The 21,448-nt window shown below is 70.5% G+C and carries 21 protein-coding genes; 20 read left to right on the top strand and 1 reads right to left on the bottom strand.

Annotated features, from left to right (window positions below):
- Positions 1 to 71: 71 nt before the first annotated feature.
- Together priA and H576_RS0109175 are read left to right on the top strand one after the other, a co-directional pair.
- On the top strand, positions 72 to 818 hold the full coding sequence (gene priA, locus H576_RS0109180; RefSeq protein ID WP_029150694.1) for a bifunctional 1-(5-phosphoribosyl)-5-((5-phosphoribosylamino)methylideneamino)imidazole-4-carboxamide isomerase/phosphoribosylanthranilate isomerase PriA: 747 nt from the start codon (positions 72 to 74) through the stop codon (positions 816 to 818).
- Positions 802 to 1,617 (top strand): SseB family protein, encoded by an 816-nt coding sequence (locus H576_RS0109175; protein WP_029150693.1) that lies wholly within the window; start codon positions 802 to 804, stop codon positions 1,615 to 1,617. The genes priA and H576_RS0109175 overlap by 17 nt, the downstream gene beginning before the upstream one ends.
- 6 nt (positions 1,618 to 1,623) lie before the next feature.
- Here the strand turns inward: H576_RS0109175 and H576_RS0109170 are convergent, their stop codons facing one another.
- The gene (locus H576_RS0109170; RefSeq protein ID WP_029150692.1) at positions 1,624 to 2,046 is read right to left on the bottom strand and encodes a DUF1844 domain-containing protein; all 423 of its coding nucleotides are present in this window, start codon (positions 2,044 to 2,046) and stop codon (positions 1,624 to 1,626) included.
- A 244-nt stretch (positions 2,047 to 2,290) separates the two neighbouring features.
- Here H576_RS0109170 and infC point away from each other — a divergent pair, with 244 nt between their 5' ends.
- The 18 genes from infC to tyrS all read left to right on the top strand — a co-directional run bounded on the left by infC (position 2,291) and on the right by tyrS (position 20,861).
- Positions 2,291 to 2,950: a translation initiation factor IF-3 gene (infC, locus tag H576_RS0109165; protein ID WP_084502623.1), complete on the top strand. Its 660-nt coding sequence runs from the start codon at positions 2,291 to 2,293 to the stop codon at positions 2,948 to 2,950.
- Between the two features lie 87 nt (positions 2,951 to 3,037).
- Positions 3,038 to 3,232, top strand: a complete 195-nt coding sequence (gene rpmI, locus H576_RS0109160) for a 50S ribosomal protein L35 (RefSeq protein WP_029150690.1) — start codon at positions 3,038 to 3,040, stop codon at positions 3,230 to 3,232.
- 31 nt (positions 3,233 to 3,263) lie between these two features.
- Positions 3,264 to 3,647, top strand: a complete 384-nt coding sequence (gene rplT / locus H576_RS0109155; RefSeq protein WP_029150689.1) for a 50S ribosomal protein L20 — start codon at positions 3,264 to 3,266, stop codon at positions 3,645 to 3,647.
- 73 nt (positions 3,648 to 3,720) lie between these two features.
- Positions 3,721 to 4,539 (top strand): TrmH family RNA methyltransferase, encoded by an 819-nt coding sequence (locus tag H576_RS0109150; protein WP_029150688.1) that lies wholly within the window; start codon positions 3,721 to 3,723, stop codon positions 4,537 to 4,539.
- A 77-nt stretch (positions 4,540 to 4,616) separates the two neighbouring features.
- On the top strand, positions 4,617 to 5,357 hold the full coding sequence (locus H576_RS0109145) for an amino acid ABC transporter ATP-binding protein (protein ID WP_029150687.1): 741 nt from the start codon (positions 4,617 to 4,619) through the stop codon (positions 5,355 to 5,357).
- Between the two features lie 70 nt (positions 5,358 to 5,427).
- Positions 5,428 to 6,342 (top strand): glutamate ABC transporter substrate-binding protein, encoded by a 915-nt coding sequence (locus H576_RS0109140; protein ID WP_029150686.1) that lies wholly within the window; start codon positions 5,428 to 5,430, stop codon positions 6,340 to 6,342.
- A gap of 68 nt (positions 6,343 to 6,410) precedes the next feature.
- Complete coding sequence (locus H576_RS0109135) at positions 6,411 to 7,058, top strand: amino acid ABC transporter permease (protein ID WP_029150685.1); 648 nt, start codon at positions 6,411 to 6,413, stop codon at positions 7,056 to 7,058.
- Between the two features lie 28 nt (positions 7,059 to 7,086).
- A complete protein-coding gene (locus H576_RS0109130) occupies positions 7,087 to 8,001 on the top strand; it encodes an amino acid ABC transporter permease (RefSeq protein ID WP_029150684.1) in 915 nt (304 codons plus the stop codon).
- An 11-nt stretch (positions 8,002 to 8,012) separates the two neighbouring features.
- On the top strand, positions 8,013 to 9,068 hold the full coding sequence (pheS, locus tag H576_RS0109125) for a phenylalanine--tRNA ligase subunit alpha (RefSeq protein ID WP_029150683.1): 1,056 nt from the start codon (positions 8,013 to 8,015) through the stop codon (positions 9,066 to 9,068).
- Complete coding sequence (gene pheT, locus H576_RS0109120) at positions 9,068 to 11,578, top strand: phenylalanine--tRNA ligase subunit beta (RefSeq protein ID WP_029150682.1); 2,511 nt, start codon at positions 9,068 to 9,070, stop codon at positions 11,576 to 11,578. The genes pheS and pheT overlap by 1 nt, the downstream gene beginning before the upstream one ends.
- A gap of 213 nt (positions 11,579 to 11,791) precedes the next feature.
- Entirely contained in the window at positions 11,792 to 12,835 is a 1,044-nt protein-coding gene (gene argC, locus H576_RS0109115) for an N-acetyl-gamma-glutamyl-phosphate reductase (RefSeq protein WP_029150681.1), read from the top strand.
- Entirely contained in the window at positions 12,832 to 13,989 is a 1,158-nt protein-coding gene (gene argJ, locus H576_RS0109110) for a bifunctional glutamate N-acetyltransferase/amino-acid acetyltransferase ArgJ (RefSeq protein WP_029150680.1), read from the top strand. Before argC ends, argJ begins: the two co-directional genes overlap by 4 nt.
- The gene (argB, locus tag H576_RS0109105; RefSeq protein WP_029150679.1) at positions 13,986 to 14,888 is read left to right on the top strand and encodes an acetylglutamate kinase; all 903 of its coding nucleotides are present in this window, start codon (positions 13,986 to 13,988) and stop codon (positions 14,886 to 14,888) included. Before argJ ends, argB begins: the two co-directional genes overlap by 4 nt.
- Entirely contained in the window at positions 14,885 to 16,090 is a 1,206-nt protein-coding gene (locus H576_RS0109100; protein WP_029150678.1) for an acetylornithine transaminase, read from the top strand. The genes argB and H576_RS0109100 overlap by 4 nt, the downstream gene beginning before the upstream one ends.
- Positions 16,087 to 17,025, top strand: coding sequence for an ornithine carbamoyltransferase (gene argF / locus H576_RS0109095; protein WP_029150677.1), 939 nt, complete (start codon positions 16,087 to 16,089; stop codon positions 17,023 to 17,025). Before H576_RS0109100 ends, argF begins: the two co-directional genes overlap by 4 nt.
- Before the next feature lie 2 nt (positions 17,026 to 17,027).
- Entirely contained in the window at positions 17,028 to 18,098 is a 1,071-nt protein-coding gene (locus tag H576_RS0109090) for a heparan-alpha-glucosaminide N-acetyltransferase domain-containing protein (RefSeq protein ID WP_051172531.1), read from the top strand.
- A gap of 10 nt (positions 18,099 to 18,108) precedes the next feature.
- The gene (gene argH / locus H576_RS0109085) at positions 18,109 to 19,557 is read left to right on the top strand and encodes an argininosuccinate lyase (protein WP_029150675.1); all 1,449 of its coding nucleotides are present in this window, start codon (positions 18,109 to 18,111) and stop codon (positions 19,555 to 19,557) included.
- A gap of 11 nt (positions 19,558 to 19,568) precedes the next feature.
- Positions 19,569 to 20,861 (top strand): tyrosine--tRNA ligase, encoded by a 1,293-nt coding sequence (gene tyrS, locus H576_RS0109080; RefSeq protein ID WP_029150674.1) that lies wholly within the window; start codon positions 19,569 to 19,571, stop codon positions 20,859 to 20,861.
- The last annotated feature ends 587 nt before the right edge of the window (positions 20,862 to 21,448 follow it).

The raw sequence follows: 21,448 nt of genomic DNA, 5'->3' as shown, positions 1-21,448 counted from the left end.
CCATCTGGGCGCGGGGCCTATCGTTGACCCTTGTGCGTGATGCGGGAAGGTCCCGTGCGCCGCGAGGAGAGATGAACGATTTCGCGTCCACACCCGGACTTGTGCTTCTTCCCGCAGTCGATGTCGCCGGGGGCAAGGCCGTTCGCCTGACCCAGGGCGCGGCTGGATCCGAGCAGAGCTTCGGCGACCCGATCGAGGCCGCCGAGCAGTGGCGCGACTCGGGCGCCGAGTGGCTCCACCTCGTCGATCTCGACGCGGCCTTCGGGCGCGGCAGCAACGTCGCGATCCTGCGCAAGGTCATCAAGCACATGAAAGGCGTCAAGGTCGAGCTCTCGGGCGGCATCCGCGACGACGCCTCGCTCGAGGCGGCGCTCGCCTCCGGCTGCGAGCGCGTCAACCTCGGCACCGCGGCCCTCGAGAACCCCGACTGGACCGAGGCCGTCATCGCGCGCTACGGCGAGTCGATCGCGGTGGGCCTCGACGTGCGCGGCACGACTCTCGCGGCGCGCGGCTGGACCGAGGACGGCGGCGACCTCTGGGAGGTCCTCGAGCGCCTCGAGAAGGCGGGCTGCGCGCGCTACGTCGTCACCGACGTCACGAAGGACGGTACGCTGCGCGGGCCGAACCTCGACCTGCTCCGCGAGATGACCGAGCACACCGACAGGCCCATCGTGGCGTCGGGCGGCGTCTCGAACCTCGACGACATCGCCGCGCTCCGCGAGCTCGTGCCGCTCGGCGTCGAGGGTGCGATCGTCGGCAAGGCGCTCTACACGGGGGCGTTCACGCTCGCCGAGGCCCTGGATGTCGCGACCGTCTGACGACGGCGATCGGGCGCTGCCCGACCACCTCGCGCACCTGGCGAACACGGCCGACTCCGCCGGCCAGGCGTGGGAGGGCCGCACCTTCCGGCCGAATCCCGCGGCGGGCGACGACGGAACCGCCGACCCGGTGCTCCTCGCGGCCCTCGAGGCGTTCCGTGCGGGGGAGGGAACCGAGGAGGCCGTGATCGACGGCCTGCGCCAGGCGCGGGTCCTCGTCCCGCTCGTCGCGGAGAAGGGCGAGGACGGGGTCGGGCCCACGGGGCTCCATGTCGACAAGACCCAGGAGCTGTCGATCGTCACGGTCGCGTCGCCCGACGGGCGCAGGGTCCTCCCGGCGTTCACGAGCGTCGACACGATGCGGGCCTGGAACCCGTCGGCGCGCCCGATCCCCGTCGCGGGTCCGCGCGCGGCGCTCGCGGCGGCGGGGGAGGACACCGACCTCGTCGTGCTCGATCCGACGAGCGACACCGAGTTCGTCGTCCGCCGCCCCGCTGTGTGGGCGATCGCGCAGGATCAGCCGTGGACGGCGCCGTGGCGCAGCCCCGAGGTGGCGCGCGCGTTCCACGAGTCGATCGGCTCCGAGCTCGCGGTCCACGATCTGCGGGTCGAGGCGGGCGATCCGACGGGGCGTCTGCGCGGCCCCGAGGTCACGGTCGTGCTCGCGCTCATGCGGGGGCTCGACCGCGACGAGCTCGACGCGATCACGCAGCGACTCGCGCGCCGATGGGCCGCCGACGACCGCATCGCGGTCCTCGTCGACTCGATGCAGGTGCGCCTGGCGGCCTCGCCCGACTGACGCGGGTCAGATCACCGAGCCCGTGTGCTTCTCGCCCGGGCCCTTGCCCGGGGCGTCGGGGATCGTCGAGATCTCGCGGAAGCGCAGCTGCAGCGAGCGCAGGCCGTCGCGGATCGGTCGCGCGTGCGAGTCGCTGATCTCCGGGGCCGCGGCCGTCACGAGGCCCGCGAGGGCGTTGATGAGCTTGCGCGCCTCGTCCAGGTCGACGAGGCGCTCGGCCCCCGGTTCCTCGCCGAGGCCGAGCTTCACGGCGGCGGCGCTCATGAGGTGGATGCAGGCGGTCGAGACGACCTCGACGGCGGGGACGTCGGCGATGTCGCGCGCCGCTCCCGCGGCCTCCGCCGCGGCCTCCTTCTCGTCCCATTCGGCCACACGGGAGGCGTCGAACGAGTGGGCGTGGGCGGCGCTGCCGGCCGGGCTGGTGCTCATGTGGTTCTCTCTGCTAGACTGCTCCGGGCTCCGAATGTGAATTCGGACGAAAGAGGATCTCCATCCCACCCGCGCTTGCCGTTCCAGGCTACCGGGTTCTGCCGACACTCCGTCCGCCGCGAGGCGGGCTGGGGCACTCCTCGCAGGGGCGCCCACCGGGTGTGACTGTGTGCGAGCGATTCGTCGCGCGTCCATGGGCGGATGCTGATCTCTCTCCCGCCCGCGACGCGACCCTCGCACCGCGGTGGCTCGACACCACACACTCAAGGAGTTCCGCATCAGCGATCCCCGCATCAACGAGCGCATTCGCGTTCCCGAGGTCCGTCTCATCGGCCCGGGTGGCGAACAGATCGGCGTCGTCCGCAGCGAGGTGGCGCTCCGCCTCGCACAGGAGGCCGACCTCGACCTCGTCGAGGTGGCCCCCGATTCGCGTCCGCCCGTGGCCAAGATCATGGACTACGGCAAGTTCAAGTACGAGACTGCGCAGAAGGACAAGCAGGCTCGTCGGAACCAGGCGAACACGGTCCTCAAGGAAGTCCGCTTCCGCCTGAAGATCGAAGACCACGACTACGACACCAAGCGCAAGCGTGCGGAGGGCTTCCTCCAGGCCGGCGACAAGGTCAAAGCCATGATCCTGTTCCGCGGCCGCGAGCAGCAGCGCCCCGAGATGGGCGTCCGGCTGCTCATGAAGTTCGCCGAGGAGATCTCCGAGTACGGCACGGTCGAGTCGCGGCCCAAGGTCGACGGACGCAACATGGTCATGATCATCGCGCCCGTCAAGAACAAGTCCGACGTGAAGGCCGAGCAGAACGCCCAGCGTGCGGCGAACAAGCAGGCGGCGCGCGAGGCCAGGAACGCCCAGCGCGACGGCCAGGACGCCCCCGCCGCAGAGGAATCCGAGTAACTCGGATCTCCCACAGCTTCCCGCCCGCAGGGTGGGCAGAACCACATGTCGCCCGCAGGGCGAACACCACACGGAAAGTCACGGAATATGCCGAAGCAGAAGACCCACTCGGGTGCCAAGAAGCGCTTCAAGATCACCGGCAGCGGCAAGCTGAAGAAGCAGCAGGCCGGCATGCGCCACAACCTCGAGCACAAGTCGAGCCGTCGCACCCGTCGCCTGAACCAGGATCAGGTCATCTCGGGCAACGACGTCAAGACCGTCAAGAAGCTCCTCGGTCGCTGAACAGCGCGATAGTTCGTAAGGAAGAAAACTCATGGCACGTGTCAAGCGCGCAGTAAACGCACAGAAGAAGCGCCGGGTCATCCTCGAGCGCGCGTCGGGCTACCGCGGACAGCGTTCGCGTCTGTACCGCAAGGCCAAGGAGCAGGTCACCCACTCGCTCGTCTACGCCTACCGCGACCGCCGCAAGCGCAAGGGCGACTTCCGTCGTCTGTGGATCCAGCGCATCAACGCCGGCGCCCGCGCGAACGGTCTCACCTACAACCGCTTCATCCAGGGCCTGAACCTGGCCGGCGTGGGCGTCGACCGCCGCATGCTCGCCGAGCTCGCGGTCAACGAGCCCGCGACGTTCCAGACGCTCGTCGAGGTCGCGAAGGGCGCTCTGCCCGGCGACGTCAACGCGCCGAAGGCCGCGTAAGCAGCTGTCTCAGAAGAGGGGCACCCCACGGGGTGCCCCTCTTCTCGCATGTTCGGATCCGTAGACTCGTCACGTGCTTGAGAACCCCCGCGCCGCCCGAGTCCGCACGATCCGCAAGCTGTCGCAGCGCTCGGAGCGCCGCGACACCGGGCGGTTCCTCCTCGAGGGGCCGCAGGCGGTGCGCGAGGCGCTGACCTTCCGCCCGGACCTCGTCGAGCAGCTCTACGTGACGCCCACGGGCCTCGAGAAGCATGGCGACATCCGCGCGCTGATCGACGACGCGCAGGCCGAGAACCCGGATCTCGAGTGGGAGTACGCCGACGAGGCCGTCATCGACGCGATGAGCGACACCGTCACCCCGCAGGGCTTCGTCGCGGTCGCGCGCCAGAACCCCACGGCGCTCAAGGAGATCTTCGCCGACGGCGCCGAGCCGCGCCTCGTCGTGATCTGCGAGGAGGTCCGCGACCCCGGCAACCTCGGCACGATCCTCCGGGCGGCCGACGCCGTGGGGGCGGACGCCGTGATCCTGACGGGGCGCACCGTCGACGCCTTCAACCCGAAGGTGGTCCGCTCCACGACGGGCTCGCTCTTCCACGTCCCGTTCGCGCTCGACGCCGACCTCGCCGACGTCGTGGGCCGCGCCCGCGGGGCCGGCATGCGGGTCGTCGCGGCCGACGTCAAGGGCGACGACCTGCTCGCGGAGCGGGCCCTCCTGACGGAGCCGACGGCATGGGTGTTCGGCAACGAGGCGCGCGGCCTCACCGACGAGGCGCTCGCGCTCTGCGACCGCGCGCTGCGGCTCCCGATCTACGGTCAGGCCGAGTCGCTCAACCTCGCGACGGCCGCCAGCGTGTGCCTCTACGAGTCGGCCTTCGCGCAGCGCGCCGTCTGACCGGCGGCTGTATGACAAGCGTGTAACACCGGCGGGGGAGCTGGCCGAAAGCTGAACGAGACGCGTACGGTGGCTCCATGGCTGAGCCCCTCGTCGTCATCTCGGACGTCCAGAAGCACTACGGCGACTTCCACGCACTCAAGAGCATCGACCTCACCGTCGACCGCGGCGAGGTCGTCGTCGTCATCGGCCCGTCGGGCTCCGGCAAGTCGACGCTGTGTCGCACGATCAACCGCCTCGAGACGATCACGAGCGGGTCGATCACGATCGACGGCAAGGAGCTTCCCAAGGAGGGGAAGGCGCTCGCGCAGCTCCGGGCCGAGGTCGGCATGGTCTTCCAGTCGTTCAACCTCTTCAGCCACCTGACGATCCTCGACAACGTCACTCTCGGCCCCATCAAGGTCCTCGGCCGCAAGAAGGCCGACGCCGAGAAGGAGGCGCGCGAGCTCCTCGACCGCGTCGGCGTCGGACACCAGGCCGACAAGCTCCCGGCCCAGCTTTCGGGCGGTCAGCAGCAGCGCGTCGCGATCGCCCGCTCGCTCGCGATGCACCCCAAGGTCATGCTCTTCGACGAGCCGACGAGCGCGCTCGACCCCGAGATGATCAACGAGGTCCTCGACGTCATGGTCGGCCTCGCGAAGGAGGGCATGACGATGATCGTCGTGACCCACGAGATGGGCTTCGCCCGCAAGGCCGCCGACAGGGTCGTCTTTATGGCGGACGGCGAGATCGTCGAACAGGCCGCGCCCGCCGAGTTCTTCTCGAACCCGAAGTCGGATCGCGCCAAGGACTTCCTCTCGAAGCTCATCACGGCCTGACACAACGCTCCCTCACCGGCGCCGAACCCAACAGCACACCGGCGCCATCGACAACACCAGGAGGAACCCCATGCGAAAGCTCCGCACGATCGCCGCGGCGGGAATCGCGGCAACCGCGCTCTTCGCCCTGACCGCCTGCAACAGCGGATCGCCGACCGACACCGGTTCGTCGAGCGGCTCGGAGGGCGACGCCACGGCAGAGGCCCCCACGTTCGACCTCGGATCGCCCGACCTCGCCGACAGCCCCACCTTCGAGGCCGCGACGGCGCGGGGATCGATCAACATCGGCGTCAAGAGCGACCAGCCGGGCCTCGGGTACGTCGACCCCGTGTCGGGCGACCGCACGGGCTTCGACATCGACATCGCCCGCTGGATGGCCGCGTCGCTCGGCTTCTCGGACGACCAGATCACCTACGAGGAGATCGAGTCGGCCAACCGCGAGCAGGCGCTCGTCAACGGCGACATCGACCTCTACGTCGGCACCTACTCGATGACCGAGGACCGCGCCAAGCAGATCAACTTCGCGGGACCGTACTTCATCACGGGCCAGGGCCTGCTGGTCGCGGCCGACAACGACACGATCACGTCCGACGCCGACCTGACGAGCGACGTCACGGTCTGCTCGGCGACGGGCTCGACCCCGATCCAGAACATCCGCGACAACTACGACGCGAAGACCGTGGAGTTCGGCTCCTACTCCGAGTGCGTGCAGGCCCTGACCCAGGGTTCGGTCGACGCCGTGACGACCGACGAGGCGATCCTCATCGGCTACGCGGCCGCGCAGCCCGACGAGCTCAAGGTCGTCGGCGAGCCCTTCACTGAGGAGCGCTACGGCATCGGCCTGCCGAACGACGACCAGGCGCTCCAGGACTACCTGAACAGCGTCCTCGACGACGGCGGCGACACCTGGCAGGCGATCTTCGACTACGACCTCGGCGCCGCGGGCGTCGACGCGACGCAGCCGCAGACCGAGCCCATCGAGTAAGACGCACCATCGCTCGGGGCGGCGGGAACGCCGCCCCGAGCCTCCATCTGACGCGGAAGGATCGCCACGTGGGGATCATCACCGACAACCTCGACCTGTGGGGCGAGGCGCTGTGGGGAACCATCCTGCTGTTCCTGGCCGGCGGCGCCATCGCGCTCGTCGTCGGGTTCGTGGTGGGCGCCATGCGCGTCTCTCCCGTGCCGATCGCCCGCGGCGTCGGCTGGGCGTACGTCAACATCGTGCGCAACACCCCGCTGACGCTGATCTTCTTCTTCTTCGCCTTCGGGCTCCCGCTCCTGCTGCCCGGAGACCCGGACTTCCTCGTCCTCGCGATCTGGGCGCTCGGCCTCTACACGGCCACGTACATCGCCGAGGTCATCCGGTCCGGCATCAACGTGGTCCCGGTGGGGCAGGCCGAGGCGGCTCGCGCGCTGGGCCTCACCTTCGGCCAGGTCATGACGCAGGTGGTCCTGCCGCAGGCGGGGCGCTCGATGGTGCCTCCCCTCATGAGCGTGCTCATCGCCCTGCTCAAGAACACGACGGTCGCCGCCGGCTTCTCCGTCGTCAATCTCGGCTCGCTCCGCGCGTACATGTCCGAGCGCGGTGAGAACGCCCTCGGCGTGCTGCTCTGGGTCGCCGCCCTCTTCGTCGCGCTCGTTCTGCTGCTCTCGTGGCTGCAGAACTACCTCGAGCGCCGTCTGCGGATCGCGCGATGATCGCCCGTCACCACTCGGAGGAGATCCGATGAGCTCCGTTCTCTACGACGTACCCGGGCCCCGCGCCGTCGCGCGCAACCGCGTGCTCGGCATCGTGACGGTCGTCGTCATCGTCGCGCTCCTCGCGTTCGTGATCTGGCGCTTCGCCGAGGCGGGTCAGTTCACGGCCCGCAAGTGGGAGCTGCTCAGCTACACCGCCGTCTGGGCGCAGATCGGCGAGGGCCTCCTCGCGACGCTCCGTGCGTTCGCGCTCGCGGCCGTCGGATCGCTCGTCCTCGGATTCGCCCTCGCGATCGGGCGCCTGTCCGACCACGCCTGGGTGCGCCTGCCGGTCGCGTGGATCACCGAGATCCTCCGCGCGATCCCGGTCCTCGTGGCGATGATGCTGCTCTACTACGGGCTGCCCGTCCTCGGCATGCGGGTCTCGCCGTACTGGGCCGTCGTCATCGGGCTCGTCATCTACAACGGCTCGGTCATCGCCGAGGCGATCCGCGCGGGCGTCGCGTCGCTGCCCCGCGGCCAGAGCGAGGCCGGCTACGCGGTCGGCCTGCGCAAGAGCGGCGTCATGCGCCTCGTCCTGCTGCCGCAGGCGATCCGCGCCATGATGCCCGTGATCATCGCGCAGCTCGTCGTGACGCTGAAGGACACGGCGCTCGGCTTCATCATCACCTACCCCGAGCTGCTCTACATCGCCCGCCAGCTGGGCCGCAACATCCTCTACGAGGCCCCGATCATCCCGTTCACCCTCGTGACGGGCGCGATCTACATCCTGATCTGCATGGCGCTGTCCTACGTCGCGTACCGCGTCGAGCGCGGCCTCAAGCGCTCGCCCAAGGTCCAGACCGCGAACGCGGCGATGGCGCCGGGCCGCGTGCACGAGGAGGGGACCGATACGCAGATCCTCGCGCAGCAGGTCGACGTGGACGGGTCCGACCGCAAGTAGACTCGGGACTCGTGTCTGACGTACCCGAGATCTCACCCGAGGCGGTGGATGCCGCGGTCGCCGACGCGCTCGCCGCGGTCGCCGCGGCCTCCGATACCGCGGCGCTGAAGCAGGCCCGCTCCGCCCATCAGGGCGAGGGCAGCCCGCTCGCGACGTTCAACGCGCAGATGCGCAGCGTGGCGAAGGAGCGCAAGGCCGAGTTCGGCAAGCTCATCGGCCAGGCGCGCGGGCGCGTGAACCAGGCGTTCGCGGCGCGCGAGGCCGAGCTGCAGGAGGCCGAGGTCGCCGCGCAGCTCGAGGCAGAGCGCGTCGACATCACCGCCGTCGCGAGCCGCACCCGCCAGGGCGCCCGTCACCCGATGGGGCTCATGCAGGAGACCATCACCGACATCTTCGTCGGCCTCGGGTGGGAGATCGAGGAGGGGCCCGAGCTCGAGCACGAGTGGTTCAACTTCGACTCGCTCAACCTCGACGAGGACCACCCCGCGCGCCAGATGCAGGACACGTTCTTCGTGGATCCGATCGAGCGGCACCTCGTGCTGCGCACGCAGACGAGTCCCGTGCAGATGCGCACGATGCTCGAGCGGCGAGGCACGCTCGACGAGCGACCGATCTACATGCTCTCGCCCGGCCGCGTCGCCCGCACCGACGAGTTCGACGCGACGCACCTTCCGGTCTTCACGCAGGCCGAGGGGCTCGTGATCGACAAGGGCATCACGATGGCGCACCTCAAGGGCACGCTCGATCACCTCGCGCGCCAGCTCTTCGGCGCCGAGGCGAAGACGCGCCTGCGCACCAACCACTTCCCGTTCACCGAGCCGTCGGCCGAGTTCGACCTGTGGCACCCGACGTTCACGGGCGGTGCGCGGTGGATCGAGTGGGGCGGCTGCGGCATGGTGAACCCCAACGTGCTGCGCGCCGCGGGCATCGACCCCGAGGTGTACTCGGGCTTCGCCTTCGGCCTCGGCATCGAGCGGGCGCTCATGTTCCGCTCCGACGTACAGGACATGCGCGACATGGCAGAGGGCGATGTGCGCTTCAGCGAGCAGTTCGGGATGGTGGTCTGATGCGCGTCCCGCTTTCGTGGCTGCGTGAGTACGCGGCGCTTCCGGAGGGTGCGACGCCCGACGACGTGTTCGCGTCGCTCGTGTCGGTCGGCTTCGAGGAGGAGGAGGTATTCGCGTTCGACGTGACGGGCCCCGTCGTCGTCGGCCAGGTCCTCTCCTTCGAGGTCGAGCCGCAGAAGAACGGCAAGAACATCCGCTGGTGCCAGGTCGACGTCGGCGAGGCGAACGGCGGCGTGCGCGGGATCATCTGCGGCGCGCAGAACTTCGTCCCCGGCGACAAGGTCGTCGTGACGCTGCCGGGCGCCGTGCTGCCCGGCCCGTTCCCGATCGCGGCGCGCAAGACGTACGGCCACACCTCCGACGGCATGATCGCGGCGGCGGGCGAGCTGGGGCTCACCGACGACGCCGACGGAATCATCCGCCTCGTGGAGTGGGGCCTCGGCGACGTCGAGGTCGGCACCGACGCGATCGGCCTCCTGGGGCTCGATGACGTCGCGGTCGACGTCAACGTCACCCCCGACCGCGGCTACGCGCTCTCGATGCGCGGCCTCGCCCGCGAGTACGCTCTCGCGACGGGCGTCGCCTTCACGGATCCCGCCGACCGTCCCGCCTCGGAGACCGAGCCCGGCACGGGCTTCGAGCTCACGGTGGCCGACGACGCACCGATCCGCGGCAGGCAGGGCGTGAAGCAGTTCGTCGTCCGCACCGTGAACGGCGTGGATCCCTCGGCGCCCACGCCGACGTGGATGCGCTCGCGCCTGCAGCTCGCGGGCATGCGCTCGCTGGGCCTGCTCGTCGACATCACGAACTACGTCATGCTCGAGCTCGGAAACCCGATCCACGGGTACGACGCCGACAGGCTCACGGGAGGCATCGCTGTGCGCCGCGCGGCTGCGGGCGAGAAGCTCACGACGCTCGACGGCGTCGAGCGCGCGCTCTCCCCGGAGGACCTGCTCATCACCGACGGCTCGGGCCCCATCGGACTGGCCGGCGTCATGGGCGGCGCGACGACCGAGCTCGGGCCCGAGACGACGAACGTCGTCGTCGAGGCGGCCTGCTTCGAGCAGGTGTCGATCGCGCGCACGGCCCGCCGCCACCGGCTGCCGAGCGAGGCGTCCAAGCGCTTCGAGCGCGGCGTGGATCCGCTCATCGCCCGCCAGGCGGCGCAGCGCGTCGTCGACCTCATGGTGTCGCTCGCGGGCGGCACGGCGGGGGAGCGGGGCGCCGAGCTCGGGGCCGTCTACGAGCCCGAGATGATCGCGCTCCCCGCGGGCTTCGCCGCGGGCCTCGTGGGCGTCGACTACGCCCCCGAGCGCGTGCGCGAGATCCTCGAGCTGATCGGCTGCGCCGTGACACCCACCGCCGACGGCTTCGACGTCGAGGCGCCCTCGTGGCGCCCCGATATCGAGGACAAGTGGTCGCTCACGGAGGAGATCGCGCGCGTCGACGGCCTCGAGAAGGTCCCGTCGATCCTCCCGGCCCCGCCGGCCGGATCCCGCGGCTACACCCGCGAGCAGCATGCGCGCCGCCAGGTCGCGGACGCGCTCGCCGCCTCGGGCCTCGTCGAGGTGCAGGCGTTCCCGTTCGTGAACGAGGAGGAGAACACCCTCCACGCGACCGCGTCGGGGGAGAAGGTCCCCGCGATCCGCCTGCAGAACGCCCTCGACCAGACGGTGCCGTTCCTGCGCCGCTCGCTGATCCCGGGCCTCGTGCGCACGGCGCACCGCAACCTCGCGCGCGGCGCGACGAACCTCTCGCTCTTCGAGATCGGGAACGTGTTCCTCCCGGAGCCGGGCGTCGCGTACGGCACGGACTTCAACCTGCCGCGGGCCGTCCACCCGACGCCCGAGCAGCTCGAGGCGCTCTACGCGTCGATCCCGCCGCAGCCGCGCCACGTCGCGCTGCTGTTCGCGGGCGACGTCGTCGAGAAGCAGCCGGGCCGTGCGGCTGAGGCCGCCGGGCTCGGGGTCGCGCTCGACGCCGTGCGCGTGATCGCCGAGGGTGCGGGCGTCGCGATCGACGTCGCGCAGGGCGAGCGCGCCGCGCTGCACCCGGGCCGCACGGGCGTGCTTTCCGTCGCGGGCGAGACCGTGGGCTACGTCGGCGAGCTGCGCCCCGACGTCGCGAAGGACGCCGACCTCGTCGGGCGCGTGACGGTCGCCGAGCTCGACCTCGACCGCGTCATCGCCCTCGCAGGTACGCGCGTCACGGCGTCGTCGCTCTCGACGTATCCCGCCGCGACGCAGGACGTCTCGCTCGTCGTCGACGCCGCGCTTCCCGCCGCCGACCTGCGCGCGGCGCTCGAGGAGGGCGCGGGCGATCTGCTCGAGCACGTCCGGCTCGTCGACGACTACCGCGGAACCGGCATCGGAGACGGGAGGAAGTCGCTGACGTTCGCTCTGCGCTTCCGCGCGCCCGACCGCACGCTGACGGCCGCCGAGGCGACCGAGGCCAAGACGGCGGGCGTCGCCGTCGCCGAGGCGCGCTTCGGCGCGCACATCCGCGACTGATCGCGGAGCCGCTCGAGGGGCGGGGGTCTTCGGATCCCCGCCCCTCTGCTACGCTCGCCCCATGACTTCGCGCGCGATCCCCACGGCTCTCTCCGCCGTGTCGCGCCGACGCGCTCGCCGAATCTCGGCGGGTCGCTGCAGCCTGCGTGCGTGATGGCACGTGAGCGGCCCGCCGTCAGGGAAGCCCGCTCACGAGTCAATAAGGTAGAAGTCATGACGTATTCGGTCGCCGTCTCCGGCGCCTCCGGTTATGCGGGCGGCGAGATCCTCCGCCTCCTCGCGAACCACCCCGATGTCGAGATCACGACGGTCACGGCGCACGCGAATGCGGGCGATCCGCTCGTGCGCCACCAGCCGCACCTGCGCTCGCTGCGCCACCTCGAGCTGCAGCCGACGACGCCCGAGCTGCTGTCGGGCCACGACATCGTGTTCCTCGCGCTCCCGCACGGCCAGTCGGGCCAGTACACCGACGCGCTCGAGGACGTCTCGCTCGTCGTCGACGCGGGCGCCGACCACCGCCTCACGAGCGAGGCGGCGTGGTCGCAGTTCTACGGGGGCGACTTCCACGAGCCGTGGACGTACGGAGTCCCCGAGCTCCTCGTCTCCGGCGGCAAGCAGCGCGCGAACCTCGTGGGCGCGACGCGGATCGCGGCCCCCGGCTGCAACGCGTCGACGGTCTCGCTGAGCCTCGCTCCCGGCGTGGCCGCGGGCGTCATCGACCCGAGCGACGTCGTGAGCGTGCTCGCCGTCGGCCCGTCGGGCGCGGGCAAGAGCCTCAAGCCGCACCTTCTCGGGTCCGAGATCCTCGGCTCGGCGAACCCGTACGCCGTCGGCGGCACGCACCGGCACATCCCCGAGATCCAGCAGGCGCTCCGGGGCGCGGGGGCCGCGGATCCGCGCATCAGCTTCACCCCCGTCATCGTCCCGATGGCCCGCGGGATCCTCGCGACCTCGACGGCGCCGATCGCGGGCGACGCGACCGATGCCGAGATCCGAGCCGCGTGGGAGACCGCGTACGGCGACGAGACCTTCGTCCAGCTCCTTCCCGCGGGCGAGGTCCCGCGCACGGCCGACGTCATCGGCGCGAACACGGCCCTCATGGGCCTCGCGATCGATCGGGCCGCGAACCGCGTCGTCGTCGTGACGGCGGTCGACAACCTGGCCAAGGGCACAGCGGGTGCGGCCATCCAATCCATGAACATCGCGCTGGGTCTCGCCGAGACCACGGCCCTCACCGTGAACGGAGTGGCGCCGTGAGCGTGACCGCACCCCGGGGATTCGAGGCGGCGGGAGTCGCCGCCGGTCTCAAGAGCACTGGCAGGAACGATGTGGCGGTCGTCGTGAACCGCGGCCCGCTCAAGACGGGCGCCGCGGTCTTCACGTCGAACCGTGCGAAGGCCAACCCGATCCTCTGGTCGCAGCAGGTCATCGGCGACGGGCGGGTCGAGGCGATCGTCCTCAACTCGGGCGGTGCCAACTGCTTCACGGGATCCTTCGGGTTCCAGACCTCGCACCAGACGGCCGAGAAGGCGGGGGAGCTCCTCGGCGTCTCGGCGGGCGACGTGCTCGTCGCGTCGACGGGCCTCATCGGGACGGGCGACGAGGTCTTCCGCGCGAAGGTCCTCGCGGGCACCGAGGCCGCGATCGGCGCGCTGTCGGACGACGGCGGCGAGAGCGCCGCGCAGGCGATCATGACGACCGACACCGTCCACAAGGTCGCGGTGCGACAGGGCGACGGCTGGACGATCGGCGGCATGGCGAAGGGCGCGGGCATGCTCGCCCCCGGTCTCGCGACGATGCTCGTCGTCATCACGACCGACGCCGAGCTGACCCCCGAGCAGGCCGACGCCGCGCTCCGCGGCGCGACGCGGATGAGCTTCGACCGCCTCGACTCCGACGGCGCGATGTCGACGAACGACCACGTGACGCTGCTCGCGTCGGGCGCGTCGGGAGTCGCGCCCGACCTCGATGCGTTCGGGGCCGCGCTGACGGCGCTCTGCCTCGACCTGGCCGAGCAGCTCATGAACGACGCCGAGGGTGCGAGCCACGACATCCGCATCGAGGTGCGCCACGCGGCGAGCGAGGACGAGGCCGTCGAGGTCGCCCGCTCCGTCGCGCGCAACAACCTCTTCAAGACCGCGATCTTCGGCAACGACCCCAACTGGGGTCGCGTGCTCGCGGCGATCGGCACGACGAGCGCGCGCTTCGACCCGTACGGCGTCGACGTGTGGATGAACGGCGTGCGGGTGTGCAGCGAGGGCGGACCCGACGCTCCGCGCGACGACGTCGACCTGACGCCGCGCGCGACGCACGTCCTGATCGACCTGTTCGCGGGCGACGCCGAGGCGACCGTCATGACGAACGACCTGACCCACGCCTACGTGCACGAGAACAGCGCGTACAGCTCATGAGCCCGATCGATCTCCAGCAGACGAGCGCCGAAGAGGCCGAGTTCAAGGCCTCGACGCTAATCGAGTCGCTCCCGTGGCTCAAGCAGTACCGCGATCAGATCGTCGTCGTGAAGTACGGCGGCAACGCGATGATCTCGGAGGAGCTCCAGGACGCCTTCGCCGAGGACATCGCCTACCTCCGCTACGTCGGCATCAAGCCCGTCGTCGTGCACGGAGGCGGCCCGCAGATCTCGAACATGCTCGATCGCCTCGCGATCCCGAGCGAGTTCAAGGGCGGCTACCGCGTCACCTCGACGGAGGCGATCAGCGTCGTCCGCATGGTCCTCACGGGACAGATCAACCCGCAGCTCGTCTCGAAGATCAACTCGCACGGCCCCTTCGCCGTCGGGATCTCGGGCGAGGACGCCGCCCTGTTCGGCGGGCGCCGCCGCGGCGTCCTGATCGACGGCGTCGAGGAGAGCCTCGGCAGGGTGGGCGACGTCGAGCGCGTCGACCCGACTCCCGTCCTCGATCACCTGAGGGCCGACCGGATCCCCGTGGTCGCGGGTGTCGCCCCCGACCTCGACCGCCCGGGCCAGACGCTCAACATCAACGCCGACGCCGCGGCCTCGGCGCTCGCACGCGCCCTCGGGGCGAAGAAGCTCGTCATCCTCACCGATGTGCCGGGCCTCTACGCCGACTGGCCCAACCGCGACTCGCTCGTCTCGCACCTGACGGCGGCCGAGCTGCGCGACATCATGCCCCGCCTCGAGTCGGGCATGATCCCCAAGATGCAGGCGTGCCTCGACGCGGTCGACGGCGGCGTGCAGAAGGCGTCGATCATCGACGGCCGTGTGCCGCACTCGGTGCTCGTCGAGCTCTTCACGAGCAACGGAATCGGAACGGAGGTCGTGGCATGACGAACGATTGGAAGGGCGCGGCAGGCCGCGACCTGATGAGCCTCGGCGGGCGCCTCGCCGATCTCGTGCGCGGCGAGGGATCGCACGTGTGGGATGACGAGGGCACGCGCTATCTCGACTTCCTCGGCGGCATCGCGGTGAACTCGCTGGGCCACGCGCACCCCGCGTTCGTCGACGCCGTCACGCGGCAGGCCGGCGTGCTCTCGCACGTGTCGAACTACTTCGCCTCTCCGCAGCAGCTCGAGCTCGCGGCGCGCCTCAAGCGCCTCGCCGGCACGGGCGACGAGGGCCGCGTCTTCCTCGCGAACTCGGGCACCGAGGCGAACGAGACGGCGCTCAAGCTCGCGCGCCTCCACGGCGGCAAGACGGGCGCGACGCGGATCCTCTGCCTCGAGGGCGCCTTCCACGGCCGCTCGATGGGTGCGCTCTCGCTCACGCCCAAGGCCGCGTACCAGGATCCCTTCGGCCCGCTCCTGCCCGGGATCGCCACGGTCCCGCGCACGATCGACGGACTCGAGGCCGCGTTCGCCGAGGGCGACGTCGCGGCGATCTTTATCGAGCCGATCCAGGGCGAGGCCGGCGTCGTCGAGCTGCCGGACGGCTTCCTCGCCCGGGCGCGCGAGCTCACGTCGCATCACGGATCCCTCCTGATCCTCGACGAGGTGCAGACCGGCTCGGGCCGCACGGGGGAGTGGTTCGCCTTCCAGCGCGAGGGCGTCGTGCCCGACGCCGTGACCTTCGCGAAGGGCGTGGCCGGCGGCTTCCCCCTCGGCGGCCTCATCACGTTCGGCGCGGCGAGCGAGCTCTTCTACCCGGGCACGCACAACTCGACGTTCGGCGGCAACCCCCTCGCGAGCGCGGTGGGAAACGCCGTCCTCGGCCACATCGAAGAGGCGCACCTCCTCGACAACGTGACGGCGCGCGGCGCGCAGCTGCGCGACGGCGTCGCGAACATGCCGCTCGTCACGGGCACGCGGGGCGCGGGTCTCCTCGTCGGGATCACGCTCGCGGCCCCCGTCGCGTCGCAGGTCGCCGCGGAGGCGCTGTCGCGCGGCCTCATCGTCAACGCTCCGACGGCCGACGTCATCCGCGTCGCGCCTGCCTACACGATCGGCGACCCCGAGGTCGCCGAGTTCCTGAAGCTGTTCGGCGAGGCCCTCGCGGCCGTCGCCGAGAACGAGAAGAACGAGATCCCCGCATGACCACCAGGCACTTCCTGCGCGACGACAGCATCACCCCGGCGGAGCAGTCCGAGATCCTCGACCTCGCGGCCGAGCTGAAGGCCGACCGCTGGTCCGAGAAGCCGCTCAGCGGCCCCGAGACCGTCGCGGTGATCTTCGACAAGTCGTCGACGCGCACCCGGGTGTCGTTCGCCGTCGGCATCGCCGACCTCGGCGGGTCGCCCCTCATCATCACGACCGCGAGCAGCCAGCTCGGCGGCAAGGAGACCCCGGCCGACACGGCGCGGGTGCTCGAGCGCCAGGTCGCGGCGATCGTGTGGCGCACGTACGCGCAGAGCGGGCTCGAGGAGATGGCGGCGGGCACGACGGTCCCCGTCGTCAACGCGCTGAGCGACGACTTCCACCCGTGCCAGCTGCTCGCCGACCTGCTGACGATCCGCGAGCACAAGGGCACGACGCAGGGGCTCACGCTGACGTTCTACGGCGACGGCACGAGCAACATGGGCCACTCGTACGTCCTGGCCGGCGTCATGGCGGGAATGCACGTGCGCGTCGCGAGCCCCGAGGACTACGCCCCCCGCGCCGACGTCGTGGCCGACGCCGATCGGATCGCCCAGCAGACGGGCGGTTCCGTGACCCTCTTCACCGACGTGAACGAGGCGGCGGCGGGCGCCGACGTCATGATCACCGACACCTGGGTGTCGATGGGCAAGGAGGAGGAGAAGCTCGCGCGGCTCCGCGACCTCGGCGACTACAAGGTCACCTCCGAGCTCATGGCGCTCGCCGCCGACGACGCGATCTTCATGCACTGCCTCCCCGCCGATCGCGGCTACGAGGTCGACGCCGAGGTCATCGACGGTGAGCAGAGCGTGATCTGGGACGAGGCCGAGAACCGACTGCACGCGCAGAAGGCCCTCCTCGTCTGGCTCCTGCGCCAGCAGCGGCAGGCAGCCTGATCGTGAGCACCCTGCGTCGAGCGGTCATCGACGCACCCGGCCGCGAGCCCGGCGTCGATCTGGCGCGCGGGCTCGCGGTCTTCGGCATGTTCGCCGCCCACCTCCTCGACACGGGCGACGGGTTCGTGTGGGGCGACCCGTCGACGTGGGTCGCGGCCGTCGACGGGAACTCGTCGATCCTCTTCGCGACGCTCGCGGGGCTGTCCCTCGCGCTCGTGTCGGGCGGCGCCGAGCCCCATCGCGGCGCGCGGCTCGGGCTCACGTGCCGCGAGATCCTCGTGCGCGCAGCGTGCATCTGGGCCATCGGCGTCGTCCTCGCGCTCACGCCCGCGCCGGTGTACGTGATCCTCCCGGCGTACGGGATCCTGTTCGTCGCGTCGCTCGCCGTCATCCGCCTGCGCGCCCTGCCCCTCGTGGGCGTCGCGGTCGCATCCGCGGTCGTGGGGCCGTTCGTCGTCGCGGCGATCGGATCGGGTTCGGCGCCGAACCCCGAGGGCGCGACGATCTCGATGCTGACCGGCTGGCACTATCCGTTCGTGCTCTGGATCGCGTTCCTCGCGGCGGGCATGGCGATCGGCCGCGCAGGCCTCGGCGTGCGCATGGCGCTCGTCGCGCTGCTCGTCGGCGCGGGCGTCTCGATCCTCGGCTTCGCGCTCGGCGACCCCGAGTCGGAGATCCTCTCGACGCTGCCGCACTCGAGCGGCATGGGCGAGGCCTTCGGATCCGGCGGGCTCGCGATCGCGATCATCGGCGCGTGCGTCCTCCTCTGCCGCACGCCCGCGACGTGGCTCGTGTGGCCGATCCGCGCCGTCGGCTCGATGCCGCTCACGGCCTACGTCGCGCAGCTCGTCGCGTGGGACGTCTGGTTCGCCGTCGCGTCTGCGCGTGACGCGTCGGTGACGCCGCTCGCGGGGTTCCGCGAGCTCGAGCCGTTCTGGCCGATGTCGATCGCGGTGCTGGTCGGGTGCACGGCGTGGACCCTGCTGCTCGGGCGCGGGCCGCTCGAGCGCATGGTCGGCGCGATCGCCCGCACGCTCTCGGCTCCCGCGGTGGCACCGCGGCCGCGACAGTAGGCTTGTGCGGGTGAGCAGCACTCCCGAGCCCGAGACCCCCGCACACGGCACGAACGACGGCGCCCTCTGGGGCGCGCGATTCGCGACGGGCCCCAGCCCCGCTCTCGAACGGCTGAGCCGTTCGACGCACTTCGACTGGAAGCTCGCGCTCTACGACATCCGCGGCTCGCACGCGCACGCCACGGCCCTCGAATCGGCGGGATACCTCTCCGCCGAGGACGCGGCGACGATGCACGCGGGCCTCGACCGCCTCGCCGAGAAGGTGGCATCAGGCGAGCTCCAGCCCCGGCCCGAGGACGAGGACGTCCACGGCGCGCTCGAACAGGCCCTGATCGCCGAGATCGGCGCCGAGGTCGGAGGTCGCCTGCGCGCGGGCCGCAGCCGCAACGACCAGATCGCGACCTTCGTGCGCATGTACCTCATCGACCACGCCGAGGTCATCGCGCACGACGTGCTCCAGCTCGTCGACGCGCTCGTCGCCCAGGCGGAGGCGCACCCGGGCGCGATCCTCCCCGGCCGCACGCACCTTCAGCACGCGCAGCCCGTCCTCCTCGCGCACCATCTGCAGGCGCACGCCTGGCCCCTCGTTCGCGACCTCGAGCGGCTCCGCGACTGGCGCGAGCGCGCCGGCGTGTCGCCGTACGGCGGGGGAGCGCTCGCCGGCTCGACCCTTGGGCTCGATCCCGCGCTCGTCGCGCGCGAGCTCGGCCTCGACCGCCCGGCCGAGAACTCGCTCGACGGCACCTCGGCGCGCGACGTCGTCGCCGAGTTCGCGTTCGTCGCGGCCCAGATCGGGATCGACGTCTCCCGCTTCGCCGAGGAGATCATCGCCTGGAACACCCGCGAGTTCGGCTTCGTCACGCTCGACGACGGCTACTCGACGGGCTCGAGCATCATGCCGCAGAAGAAGAACCCCGACATCGCCGAGCTCGCGCGCGGCAAGTCGGGCCGCCTCATCGGCAACCTCTCGGGGCTGCTCGCGACGCTCAAGGCTCTCCCTCTCGCGTACAACCGCGACCTGCAGGAGGACAAGGAGCCGGTCTTCGACTCCGTCGAGACGCTCGAGGTCCTCCTCCCGGCCTTCACCGGCATGGTCGCGACGCTGACCTTCCACACCGAGCGCATGGCGGAGCTCGCGCCCGAGGGCTTCTCGCTCGCGACCGACGTCGCCGAGTGGCTCGTGAAGCAGGGCGTGCCCTTCCGCGATGCGCACGAGATCTCCGGATCGCTCGTGCGCGCGTGCGAGCAGCGGGGCATCGGGCTCGAGGGCGCCGACGACGCGCTCCTCGCGCAGGTCTCGGAGCACCTCACGCCGGGCGTCCGCGAGGTCCTCACGATCGAGGGATCCGTCGCCTCCCGCCGCGGCACGGGCGGCACCGCGCCCGAGCGCGTCGCCGAGCAGCGCGCCGAGCTCGTCGAGCGCTCGCAGGCCGCGTTCCGCGCGCTCGCCCGAAAGTAGGATCGGATCCCATGAGCATCACGGTGGCCTCGCAGCGGATCGATCCGGCCTTCGACAACGTGTGGGACGAGCTCGTCTGGCGCGGGCTCGTGCACGTGTCGACCGATGAGGGCGAGCTGCGCGCGGCCCTCGGCGGCGAACCGATCACCTACTACTGCGGCTTCGACCCCACGGCGCCGAGCCTCCACCTGGGCAACCTCGTGCAGCTCCTGACGATGCGCCGGCTGCAGCTCGCGGGCCACCGGCCGCTCGCTCTCGTGGGCGGGGCGACGGGGCTCATCGGCGACCCGAAGCAGACCGCGGAGCGCGTGCTCAACGACGAGGCGACGGTCGCCGACTGGGTGACGAAGCTCCGGGCGCAGGTCGAGCGCTTCCTCTCCTTCGACGGGGAGAACGCGGCGACGGTCGTGAACAACCTCGACTGGACCGCGTCCATGAGCGCGATCGAGTTCCTGCGCGACATGGGCAAGCACTTCCGCGTCGGCACGATGATCAAGAAGGACACCGTCGCCACGCGGCTGAACTCCGAGGTGGGCATCAGCTACACCGAGTTCAGCTACCAGATCCTCCAGGGCATGGACTACCTCCAGCTCTTCCGCCGGTACGGCTGCACGCTCGAGACGGGTGGCAGCGACCAGTGGGGCAACCTCACGAGCGGCACCGATCTGGTGCGCCGCGTCGAGGGAGCCTCTGTGCACGCCTTCGGAACGCCCCTCATCACCGATGAGAACGGCAAGAAGTTCGGCAAGAGCGAGGGCAACGCCATCTGGCTGGACCCCGAGATGTGCAGCCCGTACGCGATGTACCAGTTCTGGCTCAACGTCGATGACGCGATCGTCGTCACGCTGCTCAAGACCTTCACCTTCCTCACCCGCCACGAGATCGAGGAGTACGAGCGCCTCGTCGCCGACGAGCCGTTCCGGCGCGCGGCGCAGAAGCGTCTCGCCATCGAGGTGACGACGACGGTGCACGGGGCCGGCGCCACCGAGCAGGCGATCGCCGCCTCGGATGCGCTCTTCGGCAAGGGCGACCTCGCGTCGCTCGACGCCGCGACGCTCGCCTCGGCGCTGCGCGAACTCCCGAACGCCGAGGTCGCAGCCGGCACGACCGTGATCAACGCCCTCGTCTCGACGGGTCTCGTCACGTCGACGTCCGAGGCGCGCCGCGCGATCGCGCAGGGCGGCGTCTCGCTCGACGGCGAGAAGGTCACGGCCGACGACGCGGTGGTCTCGGGCGGACTGCCCGGGGGAGCGTCGGTGCTCAGGCGCGGGAAGAAGGCGCTCGCGGGGCTGTTCGTCGCGTGAGGCCCGGGGCCGCGACACGCCCGAGCTGAACTCGGGTTGGCGTCGGGCCCCACCCCGCGTAATGTATTCCCTTGTCGCCGCCAAGCGGTGAGGTTGAGCCGGAAGGCTCCCCCATCCCAGACAGGCGACAACAGGATGACTGGTTCGGTTGTTCGTGAGGGTTTCCTCGGATTGTCGGTTTCACGGCGTTCAGGTTTCGCTCAGGAATGGCTCGTAAGGTTGTCTCTTGTGCCTCTCGGTCGGTGATTGAGTTCAGGTGCGACTGTTTCGTGAAGTTCTTCGAAAGTCACGGCGTGTCGGATTTGACTTGCTGATCGGGTGGGATAAGATAGAGCAGTTGCCCCGGAGGGCCGGCTTGGAAGAGTCGGGGCCGGGTGCGTCTGATCCTTGAGAACTCAACAGCGTGCACTTGTCAAATGCCAATTATTTGATTGTCCCTAGTCTTTGGACTAGAGCAATTCCTTTTTGGATCATTTGATGTCAGATGACATCACATTGGTCAGTTTCAAACTCGCTGCTCACGCGTTTTCCCGTGTGGGTATGCATTTTTTCTTTTTGGAGAGTTTGATCCTGGCTCAGGATGAACG

Origin of the sequence: Microbacterium indicum DSM 19969, assembly GCF_000422385.1 — a bacterium.
In the GTDB taxonomy this organism is placed as follows: Bacteria; Actinomycetota; Actinomycetes; order Actinomycetales; family Microbacteriaceae; genus Microbacterium; species Microbacterium indicum.
The sequence above is the reverse complement of the archived record's forward strand: the minus strand, read 5'-3'. Positions and strand labels throughout refer to the sequence as shown.

Bases quoted from the DNA above. Each gene is read 5' to 3' on its own strand.
- H576_RS0109170 (WP_029150692.1), bottom strand. From the start codon at position 2,046: ATGAGCACCAGCCCGGCCGGCAGCGCCGCCCACGCCCACTCGTTCGAC.
- rplT (WP_029150689.1), top strand. From the start codon at position 3,264: ATGGCACGTGTCAAGCGCGCAGTAAACGCACAGAAGAAGCGCCGGGTC.
- H576_RS0109175 (WP_029150693.1), top strand. From the start codon at position 802: ATGTCGCGACCGTCTGACGACGGCGATCGGGCGCTGCCCGACCACCTC.
- H576_RS0109140 (WP_029150686.1), top strand. From the start codon at position 5,428: ATGCGAAAGCTCCGCACGATCGCCGCGGCGGGAATCGCGGCAACCGCG.
- H576_RS0109145 (WP_029150687.1), top strand. From the start codon at position 4,617: ATGGCTGAGCCCCTCGTCGTCATCTCGGACGTCCAGAAGCACTACGGC.
- priA (WP_029150694.1), top strand. From the start codon at position 72: ATGAACGATTTCGCGTCCACACCCGGACTTGTGCTTCTTCCCGCAGTC.
- pheT (WP_029150682.1), top strand. From the start codon at position 9,068: ATGCGCGTCCCGCTTTCGTGGCTGCGTGAGTACGCGGCGCTTCCGGAG.
- H576_RS0109130 (WP_029150684.1), top strand. From the start codon at position 7,087: ATGAGCTCCGTTCTCTACGACGTACCCGGGCCCCGCGCCGTCGCGCGC.
- tyrS (WP_029150674.1), top strand. From the start codon at position 19,569: ATGAGCATCACGGTGGCCTCGCAGCGGATCGATCCGGCCTTCGACAAC.
- argC (WP_029150681.1), top strand. From the start codon at position 11,792: ATGACGTATTCGGTCGCCGTCTCCGGCGCCTCCGGTTATGCGGGCGGC.
- argB (WP_029150679.1), top strand. From the start codon at position 13,986: ATGAGCCCGATCGATCTCCAGCAGACGAGCGCCGAAGAGGCCGAGTTC.
- H576_RS0109100 (WP_029150678.1), top strand. From the start codon at position 14,885: ATGACGAACGATTGGAAGGGCGCGGCAGGCCGCGACCTGATGAGCCTC.
- rpmI (WP_029150690.1), top strand. From the start codon at position 3,038: ATGCCGAAGCAGAAGACCCACTCGGGTGCCAAGAAGCGCTTCAAGATC.
- argF (WP_029150677.1), top strand. From the start codon at position 16,087: ATGACCACCAGGCACTTCCTGCGCGACGACAGCATCACCCCGGCGGAG.